The following is a 25,415-nucleotide window of genomic DNA, read 5'->3' as shown; positions in this document are numbered from 1 at the left end:
ATGGAACAGCAAACGGATCGCCAGCGCTGGCTGTCGGTACTGGCGCACAGCAGCGCCGCCTTGCTTGAACAGCACTGGCAGGCGCTTAACCTCCAGCCCGAGTTCACCCTGGTTCGTCCGGCAGAGATCGGGCTGACGCGGTTACAGGCGCGGATGGGTGCTACCGGCAAACGCTTTGTGATGGGCGATGCCACGGTAACGCGCGCGGTGGTGCAGCTGGGCGACGGCACCCTGGGTTACAGCTACCTGCTGGGGCGCGACAAAGCCCATGCCGAACGCTGCGCCCTGCTGGATGCGCTGTTGCAGCAGCCGGAAACCCGGTCACTGCTGGAGGAGAAGATTATTACCCCGCTGGCGGCATGGCGCGATGAGCAGCGACAGCTGCGCGCTCGTGAAATCGCCAGCAGCAAAGTGGATTTCTTTACGCTGGTTCGCGGAGATAACTGATGACTTTACTGGCAAGTTTTAACCATCCGGTCGCGGATGCACAGCGCGCGTTTCGCCGCATCCTGAAAGCGATGAGCGAGCCGGGCGTGATGGTCTCGCTGCCGCTGCAACAGGGATGGGGCGCACTGTCACCGGCGGCCACGGCGCTGTTGCTGACGCTGGTCGATCAGGAAAGCCCGGTCTGGCTGGATGCACAAATCGACAATGAACAGCTGCGCAACAATCTGCGCTTCCACACCGGCGCGCCCATCACCACGCAGCAGGACGCACCGTTCGCGCTGAGCCATGCGGCGGCGCAGCCCGATCCGACGCAGTTCGCGGCGGGTGACAACATGTCGCCGGAAAAAAGCACCACGCTGATCATCGAAGTGCCGTCGCTGAATGGCGGATTAACGCTGCGCCTCTCCGGCCCTGGCCTGCGGGAAACCCGCGCCATCGCGCCACAGCTGCCGGAAAGCGTACTCGAATATCTGCGCACCCGTCCGCATCCCTTCCCGCAGGGCGTGGATCTGATCTTCACCTGTGGCGAAGCGATCATGGCCGTGCCGCGCACCACCGTTGTGGAGGTGTGCTGATGTATGTCGCGGTGAAAGGGGGCGAAAAAGCCATCTCTAATGCCCACCAGCTGCAGGCCGATCTGCGACGCGGCGACAGGGCAGTAGCCGAACTCGGCTGCGACCAGGTGGTACAACAGCTGGGGCTGGCGGTGGATCGGGTGATGACCGAGGGCGGGATTTACGATCCCGAACTGGCGGCGCTGGCCATCAAGCAGGCCAGCGGCGATCTGGTTGAGGCGATCTTTCTGCTGCGCGCCTATCGCACCACATTGCCACGCCTGGCAGAGAGCACGCCGCTGGCGACCAGTGCGATGCGCATCGAACGCCGCATCTCGGCGGTTTATAAAGATCTGCCGGGCGGCCAGGTGCTGGGGCCAACCTATGACTACAGCCACCGTCTGCTCGACTTCACCCTGCTGGCCAATGGCGAAACGCCTGCCGCGCCGCGTGACGATCGCTCGATGCCTGACCAGTGCCCGCACATGTTCAGCATGATGACCGACGAAGGTCTGGCCGCTGGCGAAGTAGATGACGGCAGCGAGCCGGTTGATATCACCCGCGAGCCGATGAGTTTTCCAGCCTCGCGTGCCGCGCGACTGCAACAGCTGGTGCGCGGCGACGAAGGTTTTCTGCTGGCGCTGGGCTACTCGACCCAGCGCGGCTATGGCCGTACCCATCCGTTTGCTGGCGAGATCCGCACCGGCACTCTCAGCGTCAGCATCTGTCCCGAAGAGCTGGGTTTTGAGCTGGAGATTGGGGAACTGCTGCTGACCGAATGTGAAATGGTCAACGGCGTCGCCCACAGTGACGACGCTGCGCCGCAGTTTACCCGTGGTTACGGGCTGGTGTTTGGCCGCGCCGAACGCAAAGCGATGGCGATGGCGCTGGTGGATCGGGCGCTGCAAAGCCGCGAGCAGAATGAGCGGGTGACCAGCCCGGCGCAGGACGAAGAGTTTGTGCTGTCGCATGCCGACAATGTCGAAGCCGCGGGCTTTGTCTCGCACCTCAAGCTGCCGCACTACGTCGATTTCCAGGCCGAGCTGGCGCTGCTTAAACAGCTGCAGCACGATTATCAGGAGCGCAACCATGGCTGAACTCACCGGCTATAACAACGGCTATCTCGACGAGCAGACCAAACGCACCATCCGTCGCGCCATCCTCAAAGCGGTGGCGATCCCCGGCTATCAGGTGCCGTTCGCCGGACGCGAGATGCCAATGCCATACGGCTGGGGCACCGGCGGCATCCAGATTACCGCCAGCGTGATTGGCGATCAGGATGTGCTCAAGGTGATCGATCAGGGCGCAGATGACACCACCAATGCAGTGTCGATCCGCCAGTTCTTTAAGCGGGTCAGCGGCGCGGCAACCACTGAGCGCACCGCCGATGCCACGCTGATCCAGACCCGCCACCGCATCCCGGAAACGCCGCTGGAAGAGGATCAGATCCTGATTTTTCAGGTGCCGATTCCCGAGCCGCTGCGTTTTATTGAGCCGCGCGAAACCGAGACCCGCACCATGCATGCGCTGGAGGAGTACGGCATCATGCAGGTGAAGCTTTATGAAGATATCGCCCGCTACGGCCATATCGCCACCACCTACGCCTATCCGGTCCGGGTCAACGATCGCTACGTGATGGATCCGTCGCCCATCCCCAAATTCGACAATCCAAAGATGCACATGATGCCCGCGCTGCAGCTGTTTGGTGCCGGGCGTGAAAAGCGCATCTACGCCTTGCCGCCTTACACCCGCGTAGAGAGCCTCGACTTCGACGATCACCCGTTCACCGTTCAGCAGTGGGATGAACCCTGCGCGCTGTGCGGCTCGCGCCACAGCTATCTCGATGAGGTGGTGATGGACGATCAGGGAACGCGGATGTTTGTCTGCTCCGACACCGACTTTTGCCATCAGCAGCAGGAACAGCAACATGCACAGTGAACAGCCGCTGCTTGCGGTGAACCAGCTCACCCATCTTTATGCGCCGGGCAAAGGGTTTGAGCAGGTCAGTTTTGATCTCTATCCCGGCGAAGTGCTGGGGATTGTCGGCGAGTCCGGCTCCGGTAAAACCACGCTGCTGCAGAGTCTGTCGGCGCGTCTGACGCCGCAGCAGGGCAGCATTCTCTATCAAAACCGCGACCTCTATCAGATGAGTGAAAGCGATCGCCGTCGTCTGCTGCGCACCGAGTGGGGCGTGGTGCATCAGCATCCGATGGACGGACTGCGTTCGCAGGTCAGCGCGGGCGGCAACATCGGCGAACGGCTGATGGCGACCGGAGAGCGCCACTATGGCGACATCCGCGCCGAGGCGAGCCGCTGGTTACAGGCGGTAGAGATTGACGCCAGTCGCATCGACGATCTGCCGACCACCTTTTCCGGCGGGATGCAGCAGCGTCTGCAGATTGCCCGTAACCTGGTGACGCAGCCGCAGCTGATGTTTATGGATGAGCCGACCGGCGGGCTGGATGTCTCGGTGCAGGCGCGACTGCTGGATCTGCTGCGGACGCTGGTGCGCGAACTGAATCTGGCGGTAGTGATTGTCACCCACGATCTCGGCGTGGCGCGACTGCTGGCGCATCGCCTGCTGGTGATGAAACAGGGGCGGGTGGTGGAGAGCGGTCTGACCGACCGCGTGCTGGACGATCCTCATCATCCTTACACTCAACTGCTGGTCTCTTCGGTGCTCAATTAAATGACGACTAACACTCCGCGCCTGCGTGTAGAAAATCTGTGTAAAACCTTTGTGCTGCACAACCAGAACGGCGCGGCGCTGCCGGTGCTGCACAACGCCAGCCTGACGGTAGGCGAGGGCGAATGCGTGGTGCTGCACGGTCACTCCGGCAGCGGTAAATCCACGCTGCTCCGCGCGCTTTACGGCAACTATCAGCCCGACAGCGGCCACATCCGCGTCGCACATCAGGGCGAGTGGATCGACATGGCGCAGGCATCAGCGCGGCAGATTATCGCCCTGCGTCGCGACACGCTGGGCTGGGTCAGCCAGTTTCTGCGGGTGATCCCGCGCGTGCCGACGCTGGAGATTGTGATGCAGCCGTTGCTGGAGCGCGGCGTTGACCGTGAATTCTGCGAAGCGCGCGCCGCCGAACTGCTGACCCGACTGAATGTGCCGCAGCGTCTCTGGTCGCTCGCCCCGTCTACGTTTTCCGGCGGTGAGCAGCAGCGCGTGAATATCGCACGCGGCTTTATCGCCGACTATCCGGTGCTGCTGCTGGATGAACCCACCGCCTCGCTCGACAACGTCAACAGCGAGGCCGTAGTGAGCTTGATTGAACAGGCGCGCGCCCGGGGTGCCGCCATCGTCGGTATTTTTCACGATCGGGCGGTGCGCGAGCGGGTAGCCGACCGGCTGCACCTGATGCACCCGATAGACACAGGAGTGCAGGCATGATCATCAATAACGTCAGACTGGTGCTGGAAAACGAAGTGGTGAACGGATCGCTGGAGTTTCGCGATGAGCGCATCAGCAGCTTCAGCGAAACCACCAGCCAGCAGCCGGGTGCGCTGGATGGCGAAGGGGCCTGGCTGCTGCCGGGGCTGGTTGAACTGCACACCGACAACCTCGACAAGTTTTTCACGCCGCGCCCGAAAGTGGACTGGCCCGCACACTCCGCGATGAGCAGCCACGATGCGCTGATGGTCTCCAGCGGTATTACTACGGTGCTGGACGCGATTGGCGTCGGCGATGTGCGCGACGGCGGGCACCGGCTGGATAACCTCAGCAAGATGATCGATGCCATCCGCGACAGCAACCGCAAAGGGCTGAACCGGGCGGAGCATCTGCTGCATCTGCGCTGCGAACTGCCGCACCCGACTACCGCTCCGCTGTTTGAAGCGCTGATGGGCACGCCGGAGCTGGCGCTGGTGTCGCTGATGGACCATTCGCCGGGCCAGCGTCAGTACGCGTCGCTGACCAAATATCGCGAATATTATCAGGGCAAATATCAGCTCAACGACGCCGAGATGGATCAGTTCGAGCACGACCAGCTCACCCTGGCAGCAGAGTGGTCGCAGCCCAATCGTCAGGCGATTGCCGGACTGTGCCGGGAACATGGCATCGCGATTGCCAGCCACGATGACGCCACGGCGGCGCACGTGGAAGAGTCCCATGCGGCAGGCAGCCGCATCGCGGAGTTTCCGACCACGCTGGAGGCAGCGCGTGCCTCACGCTACCGCAACATGCAGGTGCTGATGGGTGCACCCAACATTGTGCGTGGCGGCTCGCACTCCGGCAACGTCGCCGCCTGGGAACTGGCGTCACACGGCCTGCTGAATATTCTGTCGTCCGATTACTACCCGGCCAGCCTGCTGGATGCGGCGTTCCGGCTGGCGGAGGACGAGCGTAACAGCCTCGGCATGGCGCAGGCCATCGCACTGGTGACCTGTAATCCGGCCCGCGCACTAGGGCTGGAAGATCGCGGCGTGATCGCCGAAGGCTGTCGCGCCGATCTGGTGCTGGCGCACACCGCACACGGCTACCCGCACGTGCGGCATGTCTGGAGCAAAGGCCGGCAGGTGTACTGATGGCGCAGCTGATCTGGCTCACCGGTCCCTCCGGTTCCGGCAAGGATAGCCTGCTGGATGCGCTGCGGGAGGCACCGCCGCCGCGTCTGCTGATCGCCCATCGCTACATCACCCGCGCCGCCGATGCGGGCGGTGAAAACCATGTGGCGCTGACCGGGGCGGAGTTTGAGCGTCGCGCCGCACTCGGTCTGTTCGCGGTGAGCTGGGAGGCGCACGGTTTCCGCTACGGCATTGGCTGTGAGACGGAGCAGTGGCTGCTGCGCGGGCAGAATGTGGTGGTGAACGGTTCGCGGCTGCATCTGGCGCAGGCGCAGGCGCGTTTTGGCACGCAGCTGCTGCCGGTCTGTCTGCAGGTGTCGCCCGCCGTGCTGGCGGCGCGGCTGCGTCAGCGCGGACGGGAAGATGAGGCGGAGATCGCCCGGCGGCTGGCGCGCGCTGCCCAGCCGCAGCCCGATGGTTGCCTGATCCTCAACAACGATGGCGCGCTGGCGGATACCGTCTGCCAGCTGCGTCAGATACTGGAGGCGCATCAATGAAACTTACCTTTCTGGGCACCGGCGGCGTTACTGCGGCACCGCTGCCGGGCTGCGACTGTCGCGCCTGTCATCGGGCGCAGCGAAACAGCATCCATGCGCGTGCGCCCTGCAGCGCGTTGATTGAGTTCGGTCACGAGCGCATCCTGCTGGATGCCGGTCTGCCGCTGCTGGCATCGCGCTTTCCGCCCGGCACGCTGACCCGCATTCTGCTGACCCATTACCACATGGATCATGTGCAGGGCCTGTTTGCGCTGCGCTGGGGCGTGGGCGCACCGATTCCGGTCTGGGGACCGCCCGATCCGCGCGGCTGTGACGACCTCTATAAACATCCTGGCCTGCTCGATTTCCGTCCCGCCTTAACCCCTTTTGTGGCGCACGCCTTTGGTGAACTGCAGGTCACGCCGCTGCCGCTGCAACACTCGAAGCTGACGCACGGCTATCTGTTTGACTGGCATGACACCCGTCTCGCCTGGCTGTGCGACACCTGCGGGCTGCCACCCGACACCGCCGATTTCCTGCGTGGCCAGCCGCTGGATCAGCTGGTGATTGACTGCAACGATCCGCCGTGTGCAGAGCCGCGTAATCACAATGATCTGACCCAGGCGCTGGCGATAGCAGAGAGGCTCCAGCCGCGTCAGACGTGGCTCACCCACCTTAGCCATGAGATGGATAACTGGTTAGCCGAAAACCCGTTACCGGACGGTGTGCTGCCAGCCCGTGACGGCCAGACATTGCTGTGCGGTGCGCACTGGCCTGTCACGGTTTGATCATCTCGCTGTCATCTCGTGTTCATCGCGTCACGCCTTAATAACCGGCAGAACGCAAACAGCGATGACGGAGAACACCATGGCACAGGCACTTCTGAAAACGGTGGTCGATAACGATCTGCCACCGGCCAGCCTCAGCGGACAAAAAGTGTTGTCGGTCCAGAAACTGAGCAAAGCCTACGGCGACACGCAGGTGCTGGATCAGGTCAGTTTTGACCTGCACGCCGGTGAGCTGGTGGCGGTGATTGGCCGCTCTGGCGCGGGTAAATCGACCCTGCTGCACATGCTCAACGGCACGATTAATGCCACGTCCGGCGCGATTGTCAGTCTGCATCAGGGCGAAGCGGATCGTAACGTAGTCACACTCAACAGCCGCCAGATGCGCGAATGGCGCAGCCAGTGCGGCATGATCTTTCAGGATTTCTGTCTGGTGCCGCGCCTTGACGTGCTGACCAATGTGCTGCTGGGCCGTCTGAGCCAGACCAGCACGCTGAAGTCCTTCTTTAAAATCTTCTCTGACCAGGACCGGGCGCACGCCATCGAACTGCTGCAGTGGATGAACATGCTGCCGCAGGCGCTGCAGCGCGCGGAAAACCTCTCTGGCGGACAGATGCAGCGCGTGGCGATCTGCCGCGCCCTGATGCAGAACCCGAAAATTCTGCTGGCCGATGAGCCGGTGGCGTCGCTGGACCCTAAAAATACCAAACGCATCATGGATGTGTTGCGTCAGGTCAGCGAGCAGGGCATCAGCGTCATGGTTAACCTGCACTCGATTGAGCTGGTGAAAAGCTACTGCACCCGCGTGATTGGCATTCAGCGCGGCGTGGTGCTGTTTGACGGCCATCCTTCCCGACTCTCCGACAGCCTGCTGCACCAGCTGTACGGTGATGAACTTAACCAAATCCATTAACGTCCACAGCAAGAGAATAATTCCGAATGAAACTGACTTCTTTAGCACTTCTGACCAGTGTCATGGCGTTTGGTGTCAGCGCAGCGGATGCGCCGAAACAGCTTAATCTGGGGATTCTGGGCGGGCAGAACGCCACCCAGCAGATCGGCGACAATCAGTGTGTGAAGACCTTCTTTGATAAAGAGCTGGGTGTCGATACCCAGATGCGCAACGCCTCTGACTATTCGGGCGTGATTCAGGGCCTGCTGGGCGGCAAGATCGATATGGTGCTGAGCATGTCACCGGCTTCGTTCGCCTCGGTCTATATTCAGGACCCGAAAGCGGTGGATGTGGTCGGCATTGTGGTGGATGACAAAGATCAGTCACGCGGCTACCACTCAGTCGTCATCGTCAAAGCGGATAGCCCATACAAAAAGCTGGAAGACCTGAAAGGCAAATCATTCGGTATGGCCGATCCCGACTCGACGTCCGGCTTCCTGATGCCAAACCAGGCATTTAAGAAGATGTTCGGCGGCTCGGTGGATGACAAATATAACAACACCTTCTCCAGCGTCACCTTCTCTGGCGGCCATGAGCAGGACATTCTGGGCGTGCTGAACAACCAGTTCGATGGTGCCGTCACCTGGACCTCTCTGGTCGGTGACTACAACAGCGGCTACACCTCTGGCGCGTTTGGCCGTCTGATCCGCATGGACCATCCGGACCTGATGAAGCAGATCCGCATCATCTGGAAGTCGCCGCTGATCCCTAACGGTCCGGTGCTGGTCAGCAACAAGCTGCCCGCTGACTTCAAAGCGAAAGTGGTGTCGGCAATTAAAAAGCTGGATAAGGAAGATCACGCCTGCTTCGTGAAAGCGGTAGGCGGCGAGCAGCATATCGGTCATGCGACGGTTGCTGACTATAAAAGCATTATCGATATGAAGCGTGACCTGATGAAAGGCAGCCGCGGCTAAGGCCGACGACGCCCTGACTGTCCCCGCCCAGGCGGGGAGAGCGGGACGCGGCAACCCCGCCTGCGTCCCGCTGCTTTAGCGCCGGAGATCCCCCTTGACCGAATTCGAACACTACTATCAACGCATCCGCCGCCAGCAGAAACGTGACACGCTGCTCTGGTCACTGCTGCTGGTGGCGCTCTATCTGGCGGCCGGCAGAGTGGCAGAATTTAATCTGCTCACCATCTGGCAGTCGCTGCCGCACTTCTTCGACTATCTGCATGAAATTCTGCCGGTGCTGCATCTGCCGCTGCTGTTTGCCGACGGCAAAACCGAAGGCTCGCTGGCTTACTGGGGCTACCGTCTGCCGATTCAGCTGCCGCTGATCTGGGAAACGCTGCAGCTGGCGCTGGCCTCCACGCTGGTCGCGGTGGCTGTGGCGGCGGTGCTGGCCTTTTTCGCTGCCGACAATACCCAGACGCCGGTCAGCGTGCGGATGACGATTCGCGCCTGTGTCGCCTTTCTGCGCACCATGCCGGAGCTGGCGTGGGCGGTGATGTTTGTGATGGCGTTTGGCATCGGGGCAATCCCCGGTTTTCTGGCGCTGGCGCTGCACACCGTGGGCAGCCTGACCAAGCTGTTTTATGAGGCGATTGAGTCGGCTTCGGATAAGCCGGTGCGCGGCCTGGCCGCCTGCGGCGCCAGCAAGCTGCAGCGGATGCGCTTCGCCTTCTGGCCTCAGGTGAAACCAGTCTTTCTCTCCTACAGCTTTATGCGCCTGGAGATTAACTTCCGCTCCTCAACCATCCTCGGGCTGGTCGGCGCAGGCGGTATCGGCCAGGAGCTGATGACCAATATCAAACTGGACCGCTACGATCAGGTGAGTATTACGCTGCTGCTGATTCTGATTGTGGTATCGCTGCTGGATACGCTTTCCGGCCAGCTTCGTCGGCGTGTGACAGGAGATCGGACATGATAAGCCACGTACCGGATGTCGTGCTGCTGAAGCAGCAGCATCGTGAACTGTTCGCCGCGCAGCCGCGCTATCTGCGTCGCATCGGGCTGATGGCTTTGGCGGTGCTGCTCTATTACCTCTTTTTCTTCTCGGTATTTGGCCTGGAGTGGTCGCGCCTGCTGATGGGCTGCCAGCAGCTGGGGCGCTATTTCCTGCGGATGTTTGTCTGGCACGACTTCCTGAACTGGCCGTTTGGCTACTATTTTTCACAGGTCGGAATCACCCTGGGGATTGTCTTTGCCGGGACGCTGACCGCCTCACTGCTGGCGCTGCCGCTGTCGTTTCTGGCGGCGCGCAACGTGATGCACGATCGGGCGGCTAAACCGCTGGCGTTTATGATGCGCCGCCTCTTCGATGTGCTGCGCGGTATCGATATGGCGATCTGGGGGCTGATATTCGTCCGTGCGGTGGGCATGGGACCGCTGGCCGGGGTGCTGGCGATTATCCTGCAGGATGTCGGCCTGCTCGGCAAACTCTACGCCGAAGGGCACGAAGCGGTGGAACGTTCACCGGGTCGGGGTCTGGGTGCCGTCGGGGCTAATAGTCTGCAGAAACACCGCTTCGGCATCTTCACCCAGTCCTTCCCGCAGTTCCTGGCGCTGAGCCTTTACCAGATCGAGTCCAACACCCGCTCGGCGGCGGTACTGGGCTTTGTCGGCGCGGGCGGCGTCGGCCTGGTCTATGCCGAGAACATGCGGCTGTGGAACTGGGATGTGGTGATGTTCCTGACGCTGATTCTGGTGGTGGTAGTGATGGCCATGGATGTCATCTCCAGCCGCCTGCGTAAGCGCTACATCAGTGGGAAGCCGGTTCCGTTGTGGCAGCCTGCTGCGCGCGATTAAGCCGCTCGCTGCGCTGCCAGGCGCGCTGTAGCGCCTGCACCAGCTGTGCCTGCTGCCAGGGTTTCGCCAGCCGTTCGCACAGCGGCAGCGTCACCGGCTGGTGGCGCAGATCCTGACCGCTGATGAGCAGCGTCGCCAGCTGCGGCCAGTTCTGCTGCGCCTGGCGGATCACCTCCGCGCCGTTAATCTCGCCGGGCAACATCAGGTCGCTGATCAGCAGGTCGATATCCGGTGTCTGGCGTAGCAGCGCCAGCGCCTCTTCACCGTCGCCACACTCCAGCGTCAGATAACCCAGCTGATGCAGATGCTCACACAGCGTCTGGCGTACCGCCGGTTCATCATCCAGCACCAGCACCAGCCGGTTGCTGGCCGCGTCAATGTCTGCCGCCATCTCCGCCGCATCAATGGGCGCGCGCGATGGCGGGGCGATAACTGCGGCGGCGGCTTCCGCTGCGCGCGGCAACAGCAGCCGCACCGTGGTGCCCTGGCCCGGCGCGGTTTCCAGTTCGATCTGCCCGCCTGACTGCCGCACGAAGCCGTAAACCATCGACAGCCCCAGTCCGCTGCCACTGCCGGTCGCTTTGGTGGTGAAGAACGGCTCGAAAACCTGCTCACGAACTCCGGCCGACATGCCGCAACCGTGGTCGATCACCTCTATTGTGACTCTGTCACGTTTTTCACCGCCTTCCAGACGACGCTGATTCCAGATGCGCAGCCGGATTTCGCCGCTTTGCCGGTTCATCGCATCGCGCGCGTTCACTACCAGATTCATCAGCGCATTTTCCAGCTGGCTGGCATCGATCCAGGCGGGCCAGCCGGGACGCTGCGCATCAATAATCAGCTGCTGTCCCGGCAGCAGCGAGTGCTGGAGCAATCCCTGCAGGTTATCCACCAGCGTCACCACCGACACCGCGCGCGGATAGAGCGCCTGCTTGCGCGAGAACGCCAGCAGACGCTGCGTCAGCTGGGCGGCGCGGTCGGCGGCCTGACGCGCCCGCTCAATCCGGGTTGCCAGCGGACCGGGCATCAGCTGGCCTTCGGTCAGCGCCAGACTGCCGATAATCACCGCCAGCAGATTGTTGAAGTCATGCGCCAGTCCGCCGGTCAGCTGACCGACCGCCTTCATCTTCTGGCTGTGCTGCAGCGCCTCCTCCAGGGTTTTCCGCGAGGTCCGGTCCAGCACGGTATTGACCATGCCACGCCGCGGAATCGGGCTGAAGCGCAGCTCCAGCGTGCGGCCATCGGCCAGACGGATCTCCTGCTGTTCACCGGGATCGTGCAGATCGACCGCCAGCGGGGCCAGCAACTGCTGATAGTGGACGCCACGATGCAGCTCACGCGGCGCAATACCGAGCAGCTCCGCATACTGCGCGTTCCACACCACCAGCTGACCGTTATTGTCGAACAGGGCAAAGCCGTCACGCATCGCCAGGAACGTGGACTCCAGCTGGTTGCTCTTCTCTTTCAGCAGCCGCGAAGTGTGGGCCAGTGAGGCGGTATTACGGGCAAAGACGTTAAAGGCGCGCGCCAGTTCGCCCAGCTCGTCGCGCCGTTGCAGTCCCGGCACGCTGACGTTCTGCTCACCCTGCGCCAGCCGCGTCATCGCCCCCGCAATCGCCGTCAGGCTCGACCCGAGGTTGCGATAGATATAGATCCCGGCATAACCGGTGATCGCCAGCGCCAGCACCACAAACAGCGCAATAAAGCCGATGATGGAGTCGAGTTCGTGATGGGTGGCCTGGGTGCGCGCCTCGCTTTGCAGCGCGACTTGCTGCACCGAGGCATTGATATCGTCGTTCAGCATCGCCACCAGCGCTTTTACCCGGTAGGTGGCGTAGGCGATCGCCAGGTCGCTCTGTTCCAGCGCCTCCGCCAGCGGCAGCAGGCGCTGCTGGGTGGCCAGCAGTCGCTGTACGTTCTCGCCGGTGACGCCGGTCAGCGGCACGTTGCGCCACTGGGTCATGACCTGCTGAAGTTGCTCAATGACGGCGATGGGCGAGGGCGTACGGATGGCGATGGTGATCAGCCGTTCGGTCTGCTCGCGCAGTGCGGGATCCGGCAGTGTCCGCTGTTCCCGCTGCACTAACTGGTCGATGTGACTGAGCAGAATCTGCGCCTGCCACAGGTCGCTCAGCATGTTGTTGCGCTGCAGATGCCGCTGATGGCTGTTCAGCAGCAGGCTGTTAATCGTCTGTTCCAGCATCAGGCTGCGGGCGCGGATCCGGGCGATACGCTCCGGCTGACGGGCCGCCAGCGGTGCGCTGGCCAGCAGGCTCAGCGACTGCTGTAACGCCTGCTGATTCTGCTGCAATCGCTGTGATTCGCTCTGATACTCCAGCGCGCCGACTACCTGCGACAGCCGTACCGCCGCCGTCGCCACGTTGGCAGTATCGCGCGCCAGTGCCAGGCTGCCGTTCATATCCGCCAGCGTCTGCGCCTGTGCCTGCTCCTGAATCGCTCCGGCATGACGAAAGCCGATGATCGCCACCACGCTGACCATCAGTGTGACCGACACCACCAGCAGATTGAACATCAACAGGCGTCCACGCGCCCCGGCCTGCCACGGATAACTGCGCTGCATCCCACGACCTCTTAATCACTGCAACGATGCGCCGAGTATAGGAGCGTGATGTCGGGCGTTTATGACAAATATGAATGGCCGCTGACATTTTCCGTTTATCTGGCGTTGCTTTACTGGCGGCTATCCACAGTCCGCAGGAGCGAGGCGATGACAGCCACACCGATACTGGAAATGCGGGGAATTACCCGGCGCTTCGGCAATTTTTATGCCCTGAAGGGCGTCGATCTCACGGTGTATCCCGGTGAGGTTCACGCGCTGATGGGAGAGAACGGCGCGGGTAAAAGCACACTGATGAAGATTCTGGCCGGTGCCTATACCGCCAGCAGCGGGGAAATTTTAATTGAAGGCAAGCCGTACGCCCTGAAAGGGCCGAAAGAGGCGCTGGCCGCCGGGATCACCCTGATTTATCAGGAGATCAACCTGGCACCTAACCTGACGGTGGCGGAAAACATTTTTCTGGGCAGCGAAATCGCACCCGGCGGGCTGGTTAAGCGGCGGCAGATGGCCGAAGAGGCGCAGCGAGTGATTGACCGGCTCGGTGCGCAGTTCAGCGCCTGGGATCTGGTAAGTCGGCTGAGCATCGCCGAGCAGCAGCAGGTGGAGATCGCCCGTGCGCTGCAACGCAACAGCCGCATTCTGGTGATGGATGAGCCGACCGCCGCGCTCTCTAATCGCGAAACCGAACAGCTGTTCGCACTGATCAAACGACTGCGCAGCGAAGGCATGGCGATTATCTACATCAGTCACCGTATGGCGGAGGTCTATGAGCTGTCCGATCGCGTCAGCGTGCTACGTGACGGGGAGTATGTCGGCAGCCTGACGCGTGACCAGCTCAACGCCAGCGAACTGGTGCGGATGATGGTCGGACGGCCGCTCAGCGACCTGTTCAACAAAGATCGCGGGATCCCTTTAGGCAACATCCGGCTGGCAATTAATCACCTGACTGACGGCGGCAAAGTGCATCCCAGCAGTCTGGAAGTGCGGGCCGGAGAGATAGTCGGGCTGGCCGGTCTGGTCGGCGCAGGCCGCAGCGAACTGGCGCAGCTGATTTTCGGCGTGCACAAGCCGAAAGAGGGCGAGATCTGGATCGACGGCGAGAAGGTCACCATTCATTCACCGCGTGATGCGATTGCGCGCGGCATCGGCTTCCTCACCGAGAACCGCAAAGAGCAGGGGCTGTTTCTGGAGATGGCCGCGCAGGAGAACATCGTGATGGCGACGCTGGAGCGTGATGCCAGTTATGGCATGCTCAACCGCCGCAAAGGGCAGACCATCGCCAATGAGGCAATCGCCTCACTCAATATTCGTGTACCCCACGCTCAGGTCCGGGCAGGCGGCCTGTCGGGCGGCAATCAGCAGAAGCTGCTGATCTCACGCTGGGTGGCGATTGGCCCGCGCATCCTGATCCTTGACGAGCCGACGCGCGGTGTCGATGTCGGCGCGAAAAGCGAGATCTACCGCATGATGCAGGAGATGGCGCGGCAGGGCGTGGCGATTTTAATGATCTCCAGCGAACTGCCGGAGGTGGTCGGGATGAGCGACCGCGTTTACGTGATGCACGAAGGCACCATCGTCGGTGAGCTGGAGGGCAGCCACATCAGTCAGGAAAATATTATGACGCTGGCAACCGGTGCGCACAGCGCGTCAGCAGGCGAAATCTAAGGAGACCACCATGACACAACTGGCCCGCACCAAAGCGCCGACGCTGAAACGCGCCCTGATGGGCGATCTGCTGCAAACGGTGGGTATCCTGCCCATTCTGATCCTGATCGTGGCGGTATTTGGTTTCGTCACGCCGAACTTCTTTACCGAAGCGAACCTGCTCAACATCACCCGTCAGGCGTCGATCAATATCGTGCTGGCGGCGGGCATGACCTTTGTGATTCTTACCGGCGGTATCGACCTGTCGGTGGGATCGATGCTGGGCACTACCGCAGTGGTGGCGCTGGTGGCGTCGCTGGATCCGATGCTTGCGTCCCTGACCATTCCGATGGCGCTGGGCGCGGGCCTGGTGATGGGGCTGTTCAACGGCATCCTGGTCGCCTGGGCCGGATTGCCGCCCTTTATCGTCACGCTAGGTACCTACACCGCGCTGCGCGGAGCCGCTTATCTGCTGGCGAACGGCACCACGGTGATCAACTCCGATATCAACTTTGAGTGGATCGGCAACGGCTATCTCGGGCCGGTGCCGTGGCTGATTGTGATTGCCTTTGCGGTGATTGCCATCTGCTGGTTCATCCTCCGTCGCACCACGCTGGGCGTTCATATCTACGCGGTCGGCGGCAATATTCAGGCTGCACGTCTTACCGGTATCAAGGTCGGCGTCGTGCTGCTGTTTGTCTACGGCATGAGCGGCCTGCTGTCAGGGCTGGCCGGTCTGATGAGCGCCTCGCGGCTCTACAGCGCCAACGGCAACCTGGGCGTCGGCTATGAGCTGGATGCCATTGCGGCGGTGATCCTCGGCGGCACCAGTTTTGTCGGCGGCATCGGCACCATCACCGGCACGCTGATTGGCGCACTGATTATCGCCACGCTGAATAACGGCATGACGCTGATGGGCGTCTCCTATTTCTGGCAGCTGGTGATTAAGGGCGCGGTGATCATCATCGCGGTCCTGATCGACAAATATCGTACCCGTCATCATGTGAGTTGAGGCTTAAAAGGGCGGATGCACGATGTCGCCTCCGCCACCCAAAAAACGCCATTAAGCGGTTGGCACCTTGAAAACAGCAGGAGAAGGTCTATGCGTTTTAATCCGATTGTAACCGGGCTGCTGGCGGCAACGCTGTTCAGCACCGGCCTGGCTCAGGCAAAAGAACTCAAATCTATCGGCGTCACGGTCGGCGATCTGGCTAACCCCTTCTTCGTGCAGATCACCAAAGGCGCAGAGATGAAGGCGCGTCAGCTGGCGGGCGACAAGGTCAACGTGACGCTGGTCTCCAGCGGCTACGATCTCGGTCAGCAGGTCGGCCAGATTGATAACTTTATTGCGGCAAAAGTCGACATGATTATCCTCAATGCCGCCGACTCCAAAGGGATCGCCCCGGCGGTGAAGCGCGCACGTGACGCCGGTATCGTGGTGGTGGCGGTCGACGTGGCAGCCGATGGCGCGAATGCGACCATCACCTCCGATAACACCGAGGCGGGCGCGATGGCCTGTAAATATATTTCTGACCGCCTGAAGAACAAAGGCAACGTGGTGATCATCAACGGACCGCCGGTTTCTGCCGTGCAGAACCGTGTTGAAGGCTGCATGAATGAGCTGAAAACCCATCCGGAGATCAAGCTGCTCTCCTCCAACCAGAACGCCAAAGGCAGTCGTGAAGGCGGACTGGAAGTGATGACCGGTCTGCTCTCGGCTAACCCGAAAATTGATGCGGTGTTTGCCATCAACGATCCGACCGCGATTGGTGCCGATTTAGCGGCGAAACAGGCGCAGCGCAGTGAATTCTTTATCGTGGGCGTCGATGGATCGCCTGACGGGGAAGAGGCGCTGAAGCGCAAAAACTCACTGTTTGTCGCCACGCCAGCCCAGGACCCACAGGTGATGGCGGCCAAAGCGGTCGAGATTGGCTATGACATCCTGCAGGGCAAGCCGGCCCCGGATAAGCCCGTGCTGATCCCGGTGAAACTGATCGATCGTAATAATATCGGCAGCTATCAGGGCTGGACGGTGAAATAGGCTTTAATGCGGCACCTTCGGGTGCCGCCCTCAGGAGGCCACCATGCAACGTTCAGAGGTTAACTACTACCTGCAACATACCCGTGAGTTCTTCCGGCAGCAGGATGTGCATCTGCCGCGGTGGGCCGATTACAGCGTAAGCCAGTGGCGCGCCCAGGATCGTGAGATGGCACAGGAGATTCTGGCGCTGCGGCTGGGCTGGGATCTTACCAGCTTTGGCGCGGCAGATTTTATGCACACCGGCCTGACGCTGTTTACCCTCCGCAACGGATCGCCAAGCGGACAGCCGTGGCACAAATCCTACGCCGAAAAGATTATGCACGTGCGTGAAGGGCAGCTGACGCCGATGCACTATCATCCGCGCAAGATGGAAGACATCATCAATCGCGGCGGCGGCAACCTGATTGTCGAACTGCATAACCGCGACGGTGACGGGCTGGCTGACTCGCCGGTGGCAGTCTCGCTGGATGGCCTGCGCCAGACCCATGCCGCCGGAACACAACTGCGGCTCTCTCCGGGTGAAAGCGTGACGCTGGAGGCGGGCATCTGGCACAGTTTCTGGGGCGAAAATGGCTTCGGCGACGTACTGGTCGGCGAGGTGTCGATGCCCAACGATGACGAAAACGACAACGTGTTTCTGACGCCGCTGGCCCGTTTCAACCCGCTGGATGAGGATGAAGCGCCGCGCTGGCTGCTGTGTAATGACTATTCAAACGGCTTTCTCTGAAGCTTAGTGCAGACACGCCGTCGTCAGATCGGCAGGCCGCATTAACCCTGCGATCCGATTCCCTGTAAGGGTTCAGCGCCGGTCAGCCTGAGTTTTCGGATGCTGCGGGCAGGCGGCTCACCGAACAGCCGCGCATACTCCCGCGTAAACTGCGTCAGACTTTCATAACCCACATCCGCCGCGACGGCGGCGACATTGCCGGGCCGCAGCGCCAGCGCGTTGCGCGCCTCATAAAGCCGCAGATGTTTCTGATACTGCAGGGGCGAGAGTCCGGTGCAGGCCCGGAAGCCACGATGAAAAGCCGACAGACTCATGCCCGCAATCGCCGCCAGCGCCTCAATGCGAAACGCGGTGGCATAGTGGGTACGCAGCCAGACCAGCGCCTTTCTGATCTTCGCGAAATGTCCGTTCACCTCTGCCGCCTGACGCAGCACGCCGCCCTGCGGACCCTGCAATAGCCGATAAAGAATCTCGCGCTCGACTAACGGGGCCATCACCCCAATCTCATCCGGCTTTGCCAGCAGGCGCACCATCCGCAGCCAGGCATCCGTGAGCGCCTCATCTACCCGATTGACTGAAATACCCTTCTTCGTCGCAGGAAGATCGGTAACGGGCATCTGGTGCAGCAGATCGCTGATGGCGGCAAAATCGAGCGTCAGACGCACGGCCAGATAGGGCGAGGTTTCGCTGGCAACCGTGATTTCGCCAGTGGCGGGCAGGTCGAATGACGCGGTAAACATCTCTCCGGCGGAATAACGGATAGCGCGGTCGCCCACCTGCAGCCTTTTTTCCCCATGCAGGATCAGGCTGACAAAGGGCGAATAGATCTCCGGCGGCAGGGCCATCGGCTGGCTGACGCGATAAAAATCCACGCGCGGAATCGTCGTGGCAGTGAGTTCGTCAGCCGCGTATGCCAGCACTTCCTCTCTTAACGCATCAAAACTCTTCATGTCACGTCTCTCCGGCGGTTACCGCGCCTGTCAGGAGAAAAGCAGGAACAGGCAAATTTTAGGCAGGATTACAGCCGCTGCGCAACCGGCTGAGGTTTATTCTCGTTTTCTGTCCGTTTTGAAGGAAGGCGTTTAATGAAACTTGAAGATTCAGTGATCATGATTACCGGCGCATCGTCGGGAATCGGTGAAGCCACGGCGCGTGCGGCGCTGCAGGCGGGGGCACGGGTAATCTTACTGGCGCGGCGTAAACAGCGCATTGATGCCCTGGCTGAGACGTCCGTCAATGCGCTGGCGGTGGCCTGCGATGTCACCCAGGCCGACCAGATTGAAAATGCCGTCAGACTCGGGATGGCACGATTTGGCCGGATTGATGTGCTAATCAACAATGCCGGGCAGGGATTGTTCGCGTCGGTTGAGGAGATAGATGCGGCGGCATTCAGGGCGCTGCTCGACCTCAACCTGATGGCTCCGCTGATGATGATGCAGGCGGTGATCCCGCAGATGCGGCGGCAGGGCGCAGGGAGCATTATCAACATCAGCTCCGGGGCGACGCTGGCGACCTATCCGGGATCGGCGGCCTACACCAGTTCCAAGGCAGGGCTGAATATGCTCTCGGCTGTAGCACTGCTGGAGCTGGCTGACGCCGGGATAACTGTTTCCACGGTGTATCCGTTTATGACCGCCTCGGAATTCTATCAGTCAGTGAAATCGGGACAGGACGTCGCGACGGAGCAGAGCGCCGCATCCGCCGCGTTCGCTCACACTCCTGAACGCGTGGCCGAAACGATTCTCGCCGTCATCCGGAGCGGGGAAGCGCAGGTCGATCTGGTGCCGCGCGCGTATGGCGGGAGTTATGATGGGTAGGCGCGGGCCGCTGTTTGCAGGCCCGGCAGGATGACTCAGGCGATCTGGCTGGCGCGCGGCGCGGTTTCGGGTTTCATTACGTCAGCCGAAAAGACGTAACCCAGACCGCGGATGGTGCGGATCAGATCAGGCTGATGCGGGTTGGTTTCGATTTTGCGGCGCAGTCGCATGATTAGCACGTCGATGGTGCGGTCAAACACATCGAGGCTTTCGCTGTGGGTCAGCTCCAGCAGTTGATCGCGGGTCAGCACCTTGCGGGCGTGACGCACCAGCGCGCGCAGCAGGGTATATTCTCCCTGCGTCAGCGGCACCAGCTCACGCTGCGGATTAAACAGCTGGCAGCGGCCATCGTCCAGTTGCCAGCCGCCAAAACGCCAACCCTCCTGTTCAGGATCGGGCTGCGCAATGCGTCCGCTGCGACGCAGGGCCGCCCGGGCGCGCGCCACCACCACGCGTGGATTAAAGGGCTTGGCGATGTAATCATCTGCACCCATCTCCAGACCCACCACCATCTCCGCTTCCGAGCCCATGCCGGTCAGCATAATCACCAGCACTTCCGGTCGCTGTCGCTGAAGCTGCTGCAACACCAGTAACCCATTGGTATCGGGCAGCATCATATCCAGCATCACCAGCGAGATCTCCGGATGTTCGCTGAGCATCGATAGCGCCTCACGTCCCTGATGACAGCGGTAGACCGTTAACAGATGTTCACTTAACGCATCCTGCAGGACGTCGCAGACAGCAGGATCGTCATCCACCACCAAAATCGCTGGCTTCATGGCGCGGCCTCAATGTTACGAAAGAGTTAATTCTGGAGTCTACACAGACCAGAAAGGGTTGCTGAGGCAGCGTGCTGAAACGTGACCAGCTTCGCCTGTGAGAGTGCGGAACCGTGCGCTGGCGCAGAGTTTTTCGGGGGTGCCCGTTTGCCGCAGGAAAACGATTGCGCGGAATCGGTGCATTGCACCATAATCGCGCCTCGTTTTGGTTCGGAATCTTCTTAGGCGTGTCCGGCTCTGTCAGGTAATCGATTGCGTCGGCAGATGGCATGGCAATTGCTTTGGGCAGTGGGTAAGGCAGGGATTTCAGGCGGTTCTGGCACGCAAGTATGCAGCGGCCGGTATCCATGTCCCGGAAACAGAATAAATCAGCATGCAAACCCCTTTGGCAAGAGAGACTGATGTCTCCTGTATCGAGAGATGATGATGTTAGAAAAACTATTCAAACTCAAAGCGCATAACACCACGGTTCGTACCGAGATTATCGCCGGGATCACCACCTTCCTGGCGATGGCTTATATTCTGTTTGTGAACCCGAGCATTCTGGGCGCTACCGGCATGGACAAGGGCGCGGTGTTTGTCGCCACCTGTCTGGCGGCGGCGATTGGCTGCGTGCTGATGGGGCTGATTGCCAACTACCCGATTGCGCTGGCACCGGGCATGGGGCTGAACGCCTTCTTCACCTACACCGTGGTGCTGCACATGGGCTACACGTGGCAGGTTGCGCTGGGCGCAGTGTTTCTCTCGGCGGTGATTTTCTTCGCGATGTCGCTGTTTAAGATTCGTGAGTGGATTATTGCCAGTATCCCGCTGCCGCTGCGCGCCGGGATTGGTGCTGGTATCGGCCTGTTCCTGGCGATCATTGCGCTGGAAGGGGCGGGCATCGTGGTCGATAACCCGGCGACGCTGGTGGGCATTGGCGATCTGACCAAACCGGGTCCGCTGCTGGCGATGCTCGGCTTTGTGGTGATCGTGGTACTGGAAGCACGTCGCGTCACCGGCGCGGTGCTGATCGGCATTCTGCTGGTGACCTTTATCTCGATGGGCATCGGTCTGTCGCCGTTTGCGGGCGTCTTCTCTGCACCACCGTCGATTGCACCGACCTTCCTGCAACTGGATATCGCCGGGGCATTTAACGTCGGCCTGATCAGCGTGATTTTTGCCTTCCTGTTTGTTGATGTGTTTGATAACACCGGCACACTGCTGGGCGTGACCAAACGTGCCGGTCTGGCGGATGAGCAGGGCAATGTGCCGAAGATGGGCCGTGCGCTGATTGCCGACAGTGCGGCTGCGCTGTTTGGTTCACTGCTGGGTACCTCGACCACCACCAGTTATGTGGAATCGGCGGCAGGCGTGAGCGCCGGTGGCCGTACCGGCCTGACCGCGATCGTGGTGGGTGTGCTGTTCCTGCTGGCGCTGTTCTTCTCGCCGCTGGCCTCCAGCGTGCCGGTTTATGCCACTGCGCCTGCGCTGCTGTTTGTGGCGGTACTGATGACATCCAGTCTGGCTGATATCGACTGGAAAGATATCACTACCGCTGCGCCAGTCACCGTGACTGCGCTGACCATGCCGCTGACCTATTCCATCGCTAACGGCATCGCGTTTGGTTTTATTACCTGGACGCTGGTGAAGCTGCTGAGCGGTCGTATGAAAGAGGTGAATGCGGCGCTGGTGATTCTGTCGATTTTGTTTGTGATTAAGCTTGGGTGGTTGAGTGCCTGATTCACCGCGTTGCGGTTAAGGAACGCTGTGCAGCGGGCTGAGTCTGAGAAGGTTACGCCTGGCCGCGGGCTTGCTATGAGCGGGTTACGCCCGCCAGGCGGTGGGGAGTTTCAGGTTCTCCGTGCAGGCGGACGCGTCAAGGGGCGGACGCCCGCCCCTTAACAATCCCGGCGTCCGGCTGCCTGCGCGCCCCGCTCTGCGGGGTCCCTTCGTCACGCCCTGCGGCCCGCGGACCGTCCGGACTCGCCATCCCTGGCTCGTGCCGTCCTTTCGCCGACGTCCTGTCGGCTCATCCTTGCCTCCGGTTGTTCCTCAGCGCTACGGATGCCTTTCCCAAACCTCGCCTGCAAAATTTTTATGTTGTTTTGGTGCTGTGTTGTCTGCTGGCCAGAGACTCTTCCAAAAACATGAAGCGAAGGGACCGAGAAGCGGCGGTGAAGCAGGCCGGAGCCCGGGGTCAAGGGGGCGCGGCGACTGGCGCCCCTTTGTTGGTCGCCTGCAGAGGCGTGACTGAAACTGCCCGGCTCACCAGGCGAACGAAAAATTCTCATAGCCCGTTCGCGCAGCGAACAATTCTGACGCCCTGTCGGCTCTTCCGGGCATCCGCTTGTTCCTCAGCGCCTCAGTTAATCAGCACATGCCCTTTGTTCAGGAAAAAAGGAGGAATGTAATTATCCCATCCTTCCTGTATACAATGTTGCTTTAGAGCAGCGTTGTTTGTTACACCTGATTTGTCGTAACAGCGTATAAGCCGGTTGCGAAGTGCGGGAGGGCTGATGCCAAGAATCTCAGGCATCAGGTTCTGCTTTACCCCACAAAGTAATAAAAGAATCACTTCCCATTCCTTATCCGTGAAAATATTCGCGGGCCGTGTAAAGACAAAGGGTCTCCTGTCGCGCGGCCTGAGAAAAGTTGAGAAGTAAACATTGGTGATCTCAAGGTAGGTACAGATAACACCATCGGTTCCGTCACTGAACGTCCACGGGCGTTTTTCCACCATAAAAGATCTCAGCCTGTTCTCTCTTCCGTATTGAAAAGTCTTAAGCACAATGCTCATTTCTTTTGTATTCAAGATTTTTTTATCATCATGCAGAATATGGTGGTAATAATCGCTAATGTCTGGCGTCAGGTCGGTGTCAAATGTCCCCATAATCGTTTCAGACGGAACGTTGAAGTAGCTGCATGCAAGCTTATTTGCATAAACATACCGTGAGGCACTGTTTTTTATGGCCCAGCCAAACAGCGAGTTATCAAAGTAATATTCAACAGGATTCATCTTTGTGAGCATCAGTTCATCCTCTTATTATAATATGACCTTTTTTCAGGAAGAACGATGGAATATAGTGATCTAATTTATTTTCACGGCAATAGCCGGTCAGTGCGGAAAGCGAATTCAGTCCAGTCTTTCTGTAACAACTTCTGAGTCTGCCATTAACTGCGTCGGCTGAAATCGCCAGGATGCTGCTTATTTCTTTTATGTTCATGCCACAGACCAGCAGATAAACGACTTCCCACTCTTTTTCTGTGAAGACGGATGAGGGCGATTCAAAAGTCGCATGCTGAATTATTTTGCCGTCCAGCAATGCACCCGGTGTGATGATCCTGACATGCCTGACGCTGACCAGTGTTCCTATACAGTTATGCGCGTCATCGTACAGTGGCTCCTGAACGCTGTATGCAGGCTGCATGATTTTCTCTTTGCCCTGAATATGTGTGGTAATCGCTCTTACCGCCTGGCCAGTTCTTTCTATCTCTCTTTCCTGCTGACTGAACAGGTCAGCAAATTCTGCAACCGGAACAGGCATATCTCTGATATGGCGACCTTCATAGTCAAATCTTGTTGAAAGCGTCTGCCAGCTTTTGAATGTATTATTGACATAAACAAAGCGGGACTGATTGTCCTTCACTCCCCAGCCGACAACAAGATCGTTTTCAAACATCCCGACAAGCCTGGCAGGTAATGTAATTTCTTTCATGAGCGTGTCCTTACATTTCTCATTGCTATACATTAAATTGACCTTGCAACTTAATAACCCTACAAAGAAATAACACTTTATATAAAGTGCCGTACTTTGATTGTACCTTTATACAAACCGTAATGGGTGTGAAAGTAATAGCACAAGCCAATGCTTAGGGAAAGTTGTCTTAATAATAAAAAAAGAAGTGTGCCCATAACCGGAAGGTTATGGGCTTTTTGCTTTAAGAGGTAGATTAATTACGGGGTTTAATTGTGGTTAACTATAGGACTTAGTAATCCGCATAAATTTCGCTTTGCAGTGGGTTTGCTATGAGCGGGTTACGCCCGCCAGGCGTTGAGGAGTTTCAGGTTCTCCGTGCAGGCGGACGCGTTAAGGGGCGGACGCCCGCCCCTTAACAATCCCGGCGTCCGGCTGCCTCCGCGCCCCGCTCTGCGGGGTTCCTTCGTCACGCCCTGCGGCCCGCGGACCGTCCGGACTCGCCATCCCTGGCTCGTGCCGTCCTCTCGCCGACGTCCTGTCGGCTCATCCTCGCCTCCGGTTGTTCCTCAGCGCTTCGGATGCCTCTGACAAACCTCGTTTTTGATATTTTTTTTCCCGGATGTAGTGTTGTCTGCTGGCCTGAAAGCCAAAGCCAGTTTCGAAAACTTCCAGCGACAATGAATCAACATTAAAAAGAAGAGATAAAAGCGGGGGAGGGAGGCCGTCAGAACCGCTGAGCGGATGAGGGATTTCAGGACGAGCGACAGGGATGTCGCGAAGAGGCGGGTTCGCGCCAGGGATGGCGCGTCCCGGCGGTCCGTGAGAAATCCGGAAGAAGCGAAGGGACCGCGAAGCGGCGGTGAAGCAGGCCGGAGCCCGGGGTCAAGGGGGCGCGGCGACTGGCGCCCCCTTGTTGGTCGCCTGCAGAGGCGTGACTGAAACTGCCCAACTGCTCAGGCGAACGAAACCTTCTCAGCGTCAGCCCGCTGCAAAGCGAACGAAACCTTCTCATAGCCCGTTCGCGCAGCGAACATCCCCAGCTTTAGCGCATGCGTCCGCGCTGAAGCACTCAGAAACAATCCGACATTTCCCGGTTATGTCTGTTCCCCGTAAGAGATCTACACTGACTGCCAATAAAAATTCTGGAGCAGCTTTATGAAATATTTCATGGCCGGACTCATCATGCTGGCCTCTGTTCAGGCAGTGGCAGATCTCACACCTGAGCAGTACCCATCCTGCGACTTGCAGGCACAACGCAATGCCAAAGGTGAAACGGGAGGCAATATAGTTGATGCGCGTGAGGCGCATATTTCCGTAAGGGTTAATATACTGCAGGCTGACATCAGTACTGCACGCAAGGCTCGTCGACTGACGCAGGAACAGGCTGACAGGTTGTGGCAGCAGGCCGGGCAGGTGCGAAGCGACGCTTCACATTTTGTTAAGCTGCAGGGTTTTCTGAGTGCGGCGGAGCGTGCCTCTTATGACAGAGAGCTTGATGAACTGGCAGGTCAGTTGTGTCACAGAGTTCAGTGATGTCCGCAAAACCTCACTTTTGTCGCCTGCGAAATGGCGTCGTCAGGATAACTGATATTTTAGTCTGTCCGAATTAA

General features: G+C 59.8%; 25 protein-coding genes. 20 read left to right on the top strand and 5 right to left on the bottom strand.

Annotated elements, in window-relative coordinates; translation table 11 throughout:
* The 13 genes from phnG to phnE (ACN1CO_RS08015) all read left to right on the top strand — a co-directional run bounded on the left by phnG (nt 1) and on the right by phnE (ACN1CO_RS08015) (nt 10,539).
* Nucleotides 1–447, top strand: a complete 447-nt coding sequence (gene phnG / locus ACN1CO_RS08075; protein ID WP_419138525.1) for a phosphonate C-P lyase system protein PhnG — start codon at nt 1–3, stop codon at nt 445–447.
* Nucleotides 447–1,022: a phosphonate C-P lyase system protein PhnH gene (gene phnH, locus ACN1CO_RS08070; RefSeq protein ID WP_090959849.1), complete on the top strand. Its 576-nt coding sequence runs from the start codon at nt 447–449 to the stop codon at nt 1,020–1,022. The genes phnG and phnH overlap by 1 nt, the downstream gene beginning before the upstream one ends.
* The gene (locus ACN1CO_RS08065; RefSeq protein ID WP_419138524.1) at nt 1,022–2,098 is read left to right on the top strand and encodes a carbon-phosphorus lyase complex subunit PhnI; all 1,077 of its coding nucleotides are present in this window, start codon (nt 1,022–1,024) and stop codon (nt 2,096–2,098) included. The genes phnH and ACN1CO_RS08065 overlap by 1 nt, the downstream gene beginning before the upstream one ends.
* Nucleotides 2,091–2,939 carry an alpha-D-ribose 1-methylphosphonate 5-phosphate C-P-lyase PhnJ gene (locus ACN1CO_RS08060; RefSeq protein WP_008926903.1) on the top strand — a complete coding sequence of 283 codons (849 nt, stop codon included), beginning with the start codon at nt 2,091–2,093 and terminating at the stop codon, nt 2,937–2,939. Before ACN1CO_RS08065 ends, ACN1CO_RS08060 begins: the two co-directional genes overlap by 8 nt.
* Nucleotides 2,929–3,690 carry a phosphonate C-P lyase system protein PhnK gene (gene phnK / locus ACN1CO_RS08055; protein ID WP_419138523.1) on the top strand — a complete coding sequence of 254 codons (762 nt, stop codon included), beginning with the start codon at nt 2,929–2,931 and terminating at the stop codon, nt 3,688–3,690. The genes ACN1CO_RS08060 and phnK overlap by 11 nt, the downstream gene beginning before the upstream one ends.
* Nucleotides 3,691–4,404 carry a phosphonate C-P lyase system protein PhnL gene (phnL, locus tag ACN1CO_RS08050; RefSeq protein WP_419138522.1) on the top strand — a complete coding sequence of 238 codons (714 nt, stop codon included), beginning with the start codon at nt 3,691–3,693 and terminating at the stop codon, nt 4,402–4,404. It abuts the gene before it with no gap.
* Complete coding sequence (phnM, locus tag ACN1CO_RS08045; protein WP_419138521.1) at nt 4,401–5,537, top strand: alpha-D-ribose 1-methylphosphonate 5-triphosphate diphosphatase; 1,137 nt, start codon at nt 4,401–4,403, stop codon at nt 5,535–5,537. Before phnL ends, phnM begins: the two co-directional genes overlap by 4 nt.
* Nucleotides 5,537–6,073 (top strand): ribose 1,5-bisphosphokinase, encoded by a 537-nt coding sequence (phnN, locus tag ACN1CO_RS08040; protein ID WP_419138520.1) that lies wholly within the window; start codon nt 5,537–5,539, stop codon nt 6,071–6,073. Before phnM ends, phnN begins: the two co-directional genes overlap by 1 nt.
* Complete coding sequence (gene phnP, locus ACN1CO_RS08035) at nt 6,070–6,840, top strand: phosphonate metabolism protein PhnP (RefSeq protein WP_419138519.1); 771 nt, start codon at nt 6,070–6,072, stop codon at nt 6,838–6,840. The genes phnN and phnP overlap by 4 nt, the downstream gene beginning before the upstream one ends.
* Before the next feature lie 79 nt (nt 6,841–6,919).
* Nucleotides 6,920–7,750 (top strand): phosphonate ABC transporter ATP-binding protein, encoded by an 831-nt coding sequence (gene phnC / locus ACN1CO_RS08030; RefSeq protein WP_419138518.1) that lies wholly within the window; start codon nt 6,920–6,922, stop codon nt 7,748–7,750.
* Nucleotides 7,751–7,776: 26 nt separating this feature from the next.
* Nucleotides 7,777–8,703 carry a phosphonate ABC transporter substrate-binding protein gene (gene phnD / locus ACN1CO_RS08025; protein WP_283547675.1) on the top strand — a complete coding sequence of 309 codons (927 nt, stop codon included), beginning with the start codon at nt 7,777–7,779 and terminating at the stop codon, nt 8,701–8,703.
* A 94-nt stretch (nt 8,704–8,797) separates the two neighbouring features.
* The gene (gene phnE, locus ACN1CO_RS08020; protein ID WP_419138517.1) at nt 8,798–9,658 is read left to right on the top strand and encodes a phosphonate ABC transporter, permease protein PhnE; all 861 of its coding nucleotides are present in this window, start codon (nt 8,798–8,800) and stop codon (nt 9,656–9,658) included.
* Nucleotides 9,655–10,539, top strand: a complete 885-nt coding sequence (phnE, locus tag ACN1CO_RS08015; RefSeq protein WP_419138516.1) for a phosphonate ABC transporter, permease protein PhnE — start codon at nt 9,655–9,657, stop codon at nt 10,537–10,539. Before phnE (ACN1CO_RS08020) ends, phnE (ACN1CO_RS08015) begins: the two co-directional genes overlap by 4 nt.
* Here phnE (ACN1CO_RS08015) and ACN1CO_RS08010 read toward each other — a convergent pair.
* Nucleotides 10,493–13,120 carry an ATP-binding protein gene (locus tag ACN1CO_RS08010; RefSeq protein WP_419138515.1) on the bottom strand — a complete coding sequence of 876 codons (2,628 nt, stop codon included), beginning with the start codon at nt 13,118–13,120 and terminating at the stop codon, nt 10,493–10,495. The genes phnE (ACN1CO_RS08015) and ACN1CO_RS08010 overlap by 47 nt on opposite strands.
* Nucleotides 13,121–13,267: 147 nt before the next feature.
* Between ACN1CO_RS08010 and ACN1CO_RS08005 the strand changes: the two genes are divergently transcribed.
* The 4 genes from ACN1CO_RS08005 (at nt 13,268) to ACN1CO_RS07990 (ending at nt 17,529) form a co-directional block, all read left to right on the top strand.
* Nucleotides 13,268–14,782 (top strand): sugar ABC transporter ATP-binding protein, encoded by a 1,515-nt coding sequence (locus ACN1CO_RS08005; protein ID WP_419138514.1) that lies wholly within the window; start codon nt 13,268–13,270, stop codon nt 14,780–14,782.
* 10 nt (nt 14,783–14,792) lie between these two features.
* A complete protein-coding gene (locus ACN1CO_RS08000; protein ID WP_008926895.1) occupies nt 14,793–15,773 on the top strand; it encodes an ABC transporter permease subunit in 981 nt (326 codons plus the stop codon).
* Between the two features lie 90 nt (nt 15,774–15,863).
* A complete protein-coding gene (locus ACN1CO_RS07995) occupies nt 15,864–16,802 on the top strand; it encodes an ABC transporter substrate-binding protein (protein ID WP_419138513.1) in 939 nt (312 codons plus the stop codon).
* Nucleotides 16,803–16,845: 43 nt separating this feature from the next.
* The gene (locus ACN1CO_RS07990) at nt 16,846–17,529 is read left to right on the top strand and encodes a D-lyxose/D-mannose family sugar isomerase (protein ID WP_419138512.1); all 684 of its coding nucleotides are present in this window, start codon (nt 16,846–16,848) and stop codon (nt 17,527–17,529) included.
* A gap of 41 nt (nt 17,530–17,570) precedes the next feature.
* Here ACN1CO_RS07990 and ACN1CO_RS07985 read toward each other — a convergent pair whose 3' ends face one another.
* A complete protein-coding gene (locus tag ACN1CO_RS07985; protein WP_419138511.1) occupies nt 17,571–18,479 on the bottom strand; it encodes an AraC family transcriptional regulator N-terminal domain-containing protein in 909 nt (302 codons plus the stop codon).
* A 135-nt stretch (nt 18,480–18,614) separates the two neighbouring features.
* Here ACN1CO_RS07985 and ACN1CO_RS07980 point away from each other — a divergent pair, with 135 nt between their 5' ends.
* Complete coding sequence (locus tag ACN1CO_RS07980) at nt 18,615–19,346, top strand: SDR family oxidoreductase (RefSeq protein WP_419138510.1); 732 nt, start codon at nt 18,615–18,617, stop codon at nt 19,344–19,346.
* Between the two features lie 35 nt (nt 19,347–19,381).
* Here the strand turns inward: ACN1CO_RS07980 and ACN1CO_RS07975 are convergent, their stop codons facing one another.
* The gene (locus tag ACN1CO_RS07975) at nt 19,382–20,125 is read right to left on the bottom strand and encodes a response regulator (protein ID WP_419138509.1); all 744 of its coding nucleotides are present in this window, start codon (nt 20,123–20,125) and stop codon (nt 19,382–19,384) included.
* A 423-nt stretch (nt 20,126–20,548) separates the two neighbouring features.
* On the opposite strand from ACN1CO_RS07975, the gene ACN1CO_RS07970 reads away from it, so the two are divergent.
* Nucleotides 20,549–21,847 carry an NCS2 family permease gene (locus tag ACN1CO_RS07970; RefSeq protein WP_419138999.1) on the top strand — a complete coding sequence of 433 codons (1,299 nt, stop codon included), beginning with the start codon at nt 20,549–20,551 and terminating at the stop codon, nt 21,845–21,847.
* Nucleotides 21,848–22,469: 622 nt separating this feature from the next.
* Here ACN1CO_RS07970 and ACN1CO_RS07965 read toward each other — a convergent pair.
* Together ACN1CO_RS07965 and ACN1CO_RS07960 are read right to left on the bottom strand one after the other, a co-directional pair.
* Nucleotides 22,470–23,135 (bottom strand): PAS domain-containing protein, encoded by a 666-nt coding sequence (locus tag ACN1CO_RS07965; RefSeq protein WP_419138508.1) that lies wholly within the window; start codon nt 23,133–23,135, stop codon nt 22,470–22,472.
* 4 nt (nt 23,136–23,139) lie between these two features.
* Complete coding sequence (locus tag ACN1CO_RS07960) at nt 23,140–23,823, bottom strand: helix-turn-helix transcriptional regulator (RefSeq protein WP_419138507.1); 684 nt, start codon at nt 23,821–23,823, stop codon at nt 23,140–23,142.
* A gap of 1,137 nt (nt 23,824–24,960) precedes the next feature.
* On the opposite strand from ACN1CO_RS07960, the gene ACN1CO_RS07955 reads away from it, so the two are divergent.
* Entirely contained in the window at nt 24,961–25,338 is a 378-nt protein-coding gene (locus ACN1CO_RS07955; RefSeq protein ID WP_419138506.1) for a hypothetical protein, read from the top strand.
* Nucleotides 25,339–25,415 lie beyond the last annotated feature (77 nt).

Origin of the sequence: Pantoea sp. R13S299 (assembly GCF_048515925.1) — a bacterium.
Classification (GTDB): Bacteria; Pseudomonadota; Gammaproteobacteria; order Enterobacterales; family Enterobacteriaceae; genus Pantoea.
Note: the sequence above shows the minus strand (reverse complement) of the source record. Positions and strands in the feature narration are given on the sequence as shown.

Bases quoted from the DNA above. Each gene is read 5' to 3' on its own strand.
- phnM (WP_419138521.1), top strand. From the start codon at position 4,401: ATGATCATCAATAACGTCAGACTGGTGCTGGAAAACGAAGTGGTGAAC.
- phnD (WP_283547675.1), top strand. From the start codon at position 7,777: ATGAAACTGACTTCTTTAGCACTTCTGACCAGTGTCATGGCGTTTGGT.
- ACN1CO_RS08065 (WP_419138524.1), top strand. From the start codon at position 1,022: ATGTATGTCGCGGTGAAAGGGGGCGAAAAAGCCATCTCTAATGCCCAC.
- ACN1CO_RS07960 (WP_419138507.1), bottom strand. From the start codon at position 23,823: ATGAAAGAAATTACATTACCTGCCAGGCTTGTCGGGATGTTTGAAAAC.
- ACN1CO_RS07970 (WP_419138999.1), top strand. From the start codon at position 20,549: ATGATGTTAGAAAAACTATTCAAACTCAAAGCGCATAACACCACGGTT.
- phnK (WP_419138523.1), top strand. From the start codon at position 2,929: ATGCACAGTGAACAGCCGCTGCTTGCGGTGAACCAGCTCACCCATCTT.
- ACN1CO_RS07965 (WP_419138508.1), bottom strand. From the start codon at position 23,135: ATGCTCACAAAGATGAATCCTGTTGAATATTACTTTGATAACTCGCTG.
- ACN1CO_RS08005 (WP_419138514.1), top strand. From the start codon at position 13,268: ATGACAGCCACACCGATACTGGAAATGCGGGGAATTACCCGGCGCTTC.
- ACN1CO_RS08000 (WP_008926895.1), top strand. From the start codon at position 14,793: ATGACACAACTGGCCCGCACCAAAGCGCCGACGCTGAAACGCGCCCTG.
- phnC (WP_419138518.1), top strand. From the start codon at position 6,920: ATGGCACAGGCACTTCTGAAAACGGTGGTCGATAACGATCTGCCACCG.
- phnN (WP_419138520.1), top strand. From the start codon at position 5,537: ATGGCGCAGCTGATCTGGCTCACCGGTCCCTCCGGTTCCGGCAAGGAT.
- phnG (WP_419138525.1), top strand. From the start codon at position 1: ATGGAACAGCAAACGGATCGCCAGCGCTGGCTGTCGGTACTGGCGCAC.
- ACN1CO_RS07985 (WP_419138511.1), bottom strand. From the start codon at position 18,479: ATGAAGAGTTTTGATGCGTTAAGAGAGGAAGTGCTGGCATACGCGGCT.
- ACN1CO_RS08010 (WP_419138515.1), bottom strand. From the start codon at position 13,120: ATGCAGCGCAGTTATCCGTGGCAGGCCGGGGCGCGTGGACGCCTGTTG.
- ACN1CO_RS07975 (WP_419138509.1), bottom strand. From the start codon at position 20,125: ATGAAGCCAGCGATTTTGGTGGTGGATGACGATCCTGCTGTCTGCGAC.
- phnP (WP_419138519.1), top strand. From the start codon at position 6,070: ATGAAACTTACCTTTCTGGGCACCGGCGGCGTTACTGCGGCACCGCTG.
- ACN1CO_RS08060 (WP_008926903.1), top strand. From the start codon at position 2,091: ATGGCTGAACTCACCGGCTATAACAACGGCTATCTCGACGAGCAGACC.
- ACN1CO_RS07990 (WP_419138512.1), top strand. From the start codon at position 16,846: ATGCAACGTTCAGAGGTTAACTACTACCTGCAACATACCCGTGAGTTC.
- phnE (WP_419138516.1), top strand. From the start codon at position 9,655: ATGATAAGCCACGTACCGGATGTCGTGCTGCTGAAGCAGCAGCATCGT.
- phnL (WP_419138522.1), top strand. From the start codon at position 3,691: ATGACGACTAACACTCCGCGCCTGCGTGTAGAAAATCTGTGTAAAACC.
- phnH (WP_090959849.1), top strand. From the start codon at position 447: ATGACTTTACTGGCAAGTTTTAACCATCCGGTCGCGGATGCACAGCGC.
- ACN1CO_RS07980 (WP_419138510.1), top strand. From the start codon at position 18,615: ATGAAACTTGAAGATTCAGTGATCATGATTACCGGCGCATCGTCGGGA.
- ACN1CO_RS07995 (WP_419138513.1), top strand. From the start codon at position 15,864: ATGCGTTTTAATCCGATTGTAACCGGGCTGCTGGCGGCAACGCTGTTC.
- ACN1CO_RS07955 (WP_419138506.1), top strand. From the start codon at position 24,961: ATGAAATATTTCATGGCCGGACTCATCATGCTGGCCTCTGTTCAGGCA.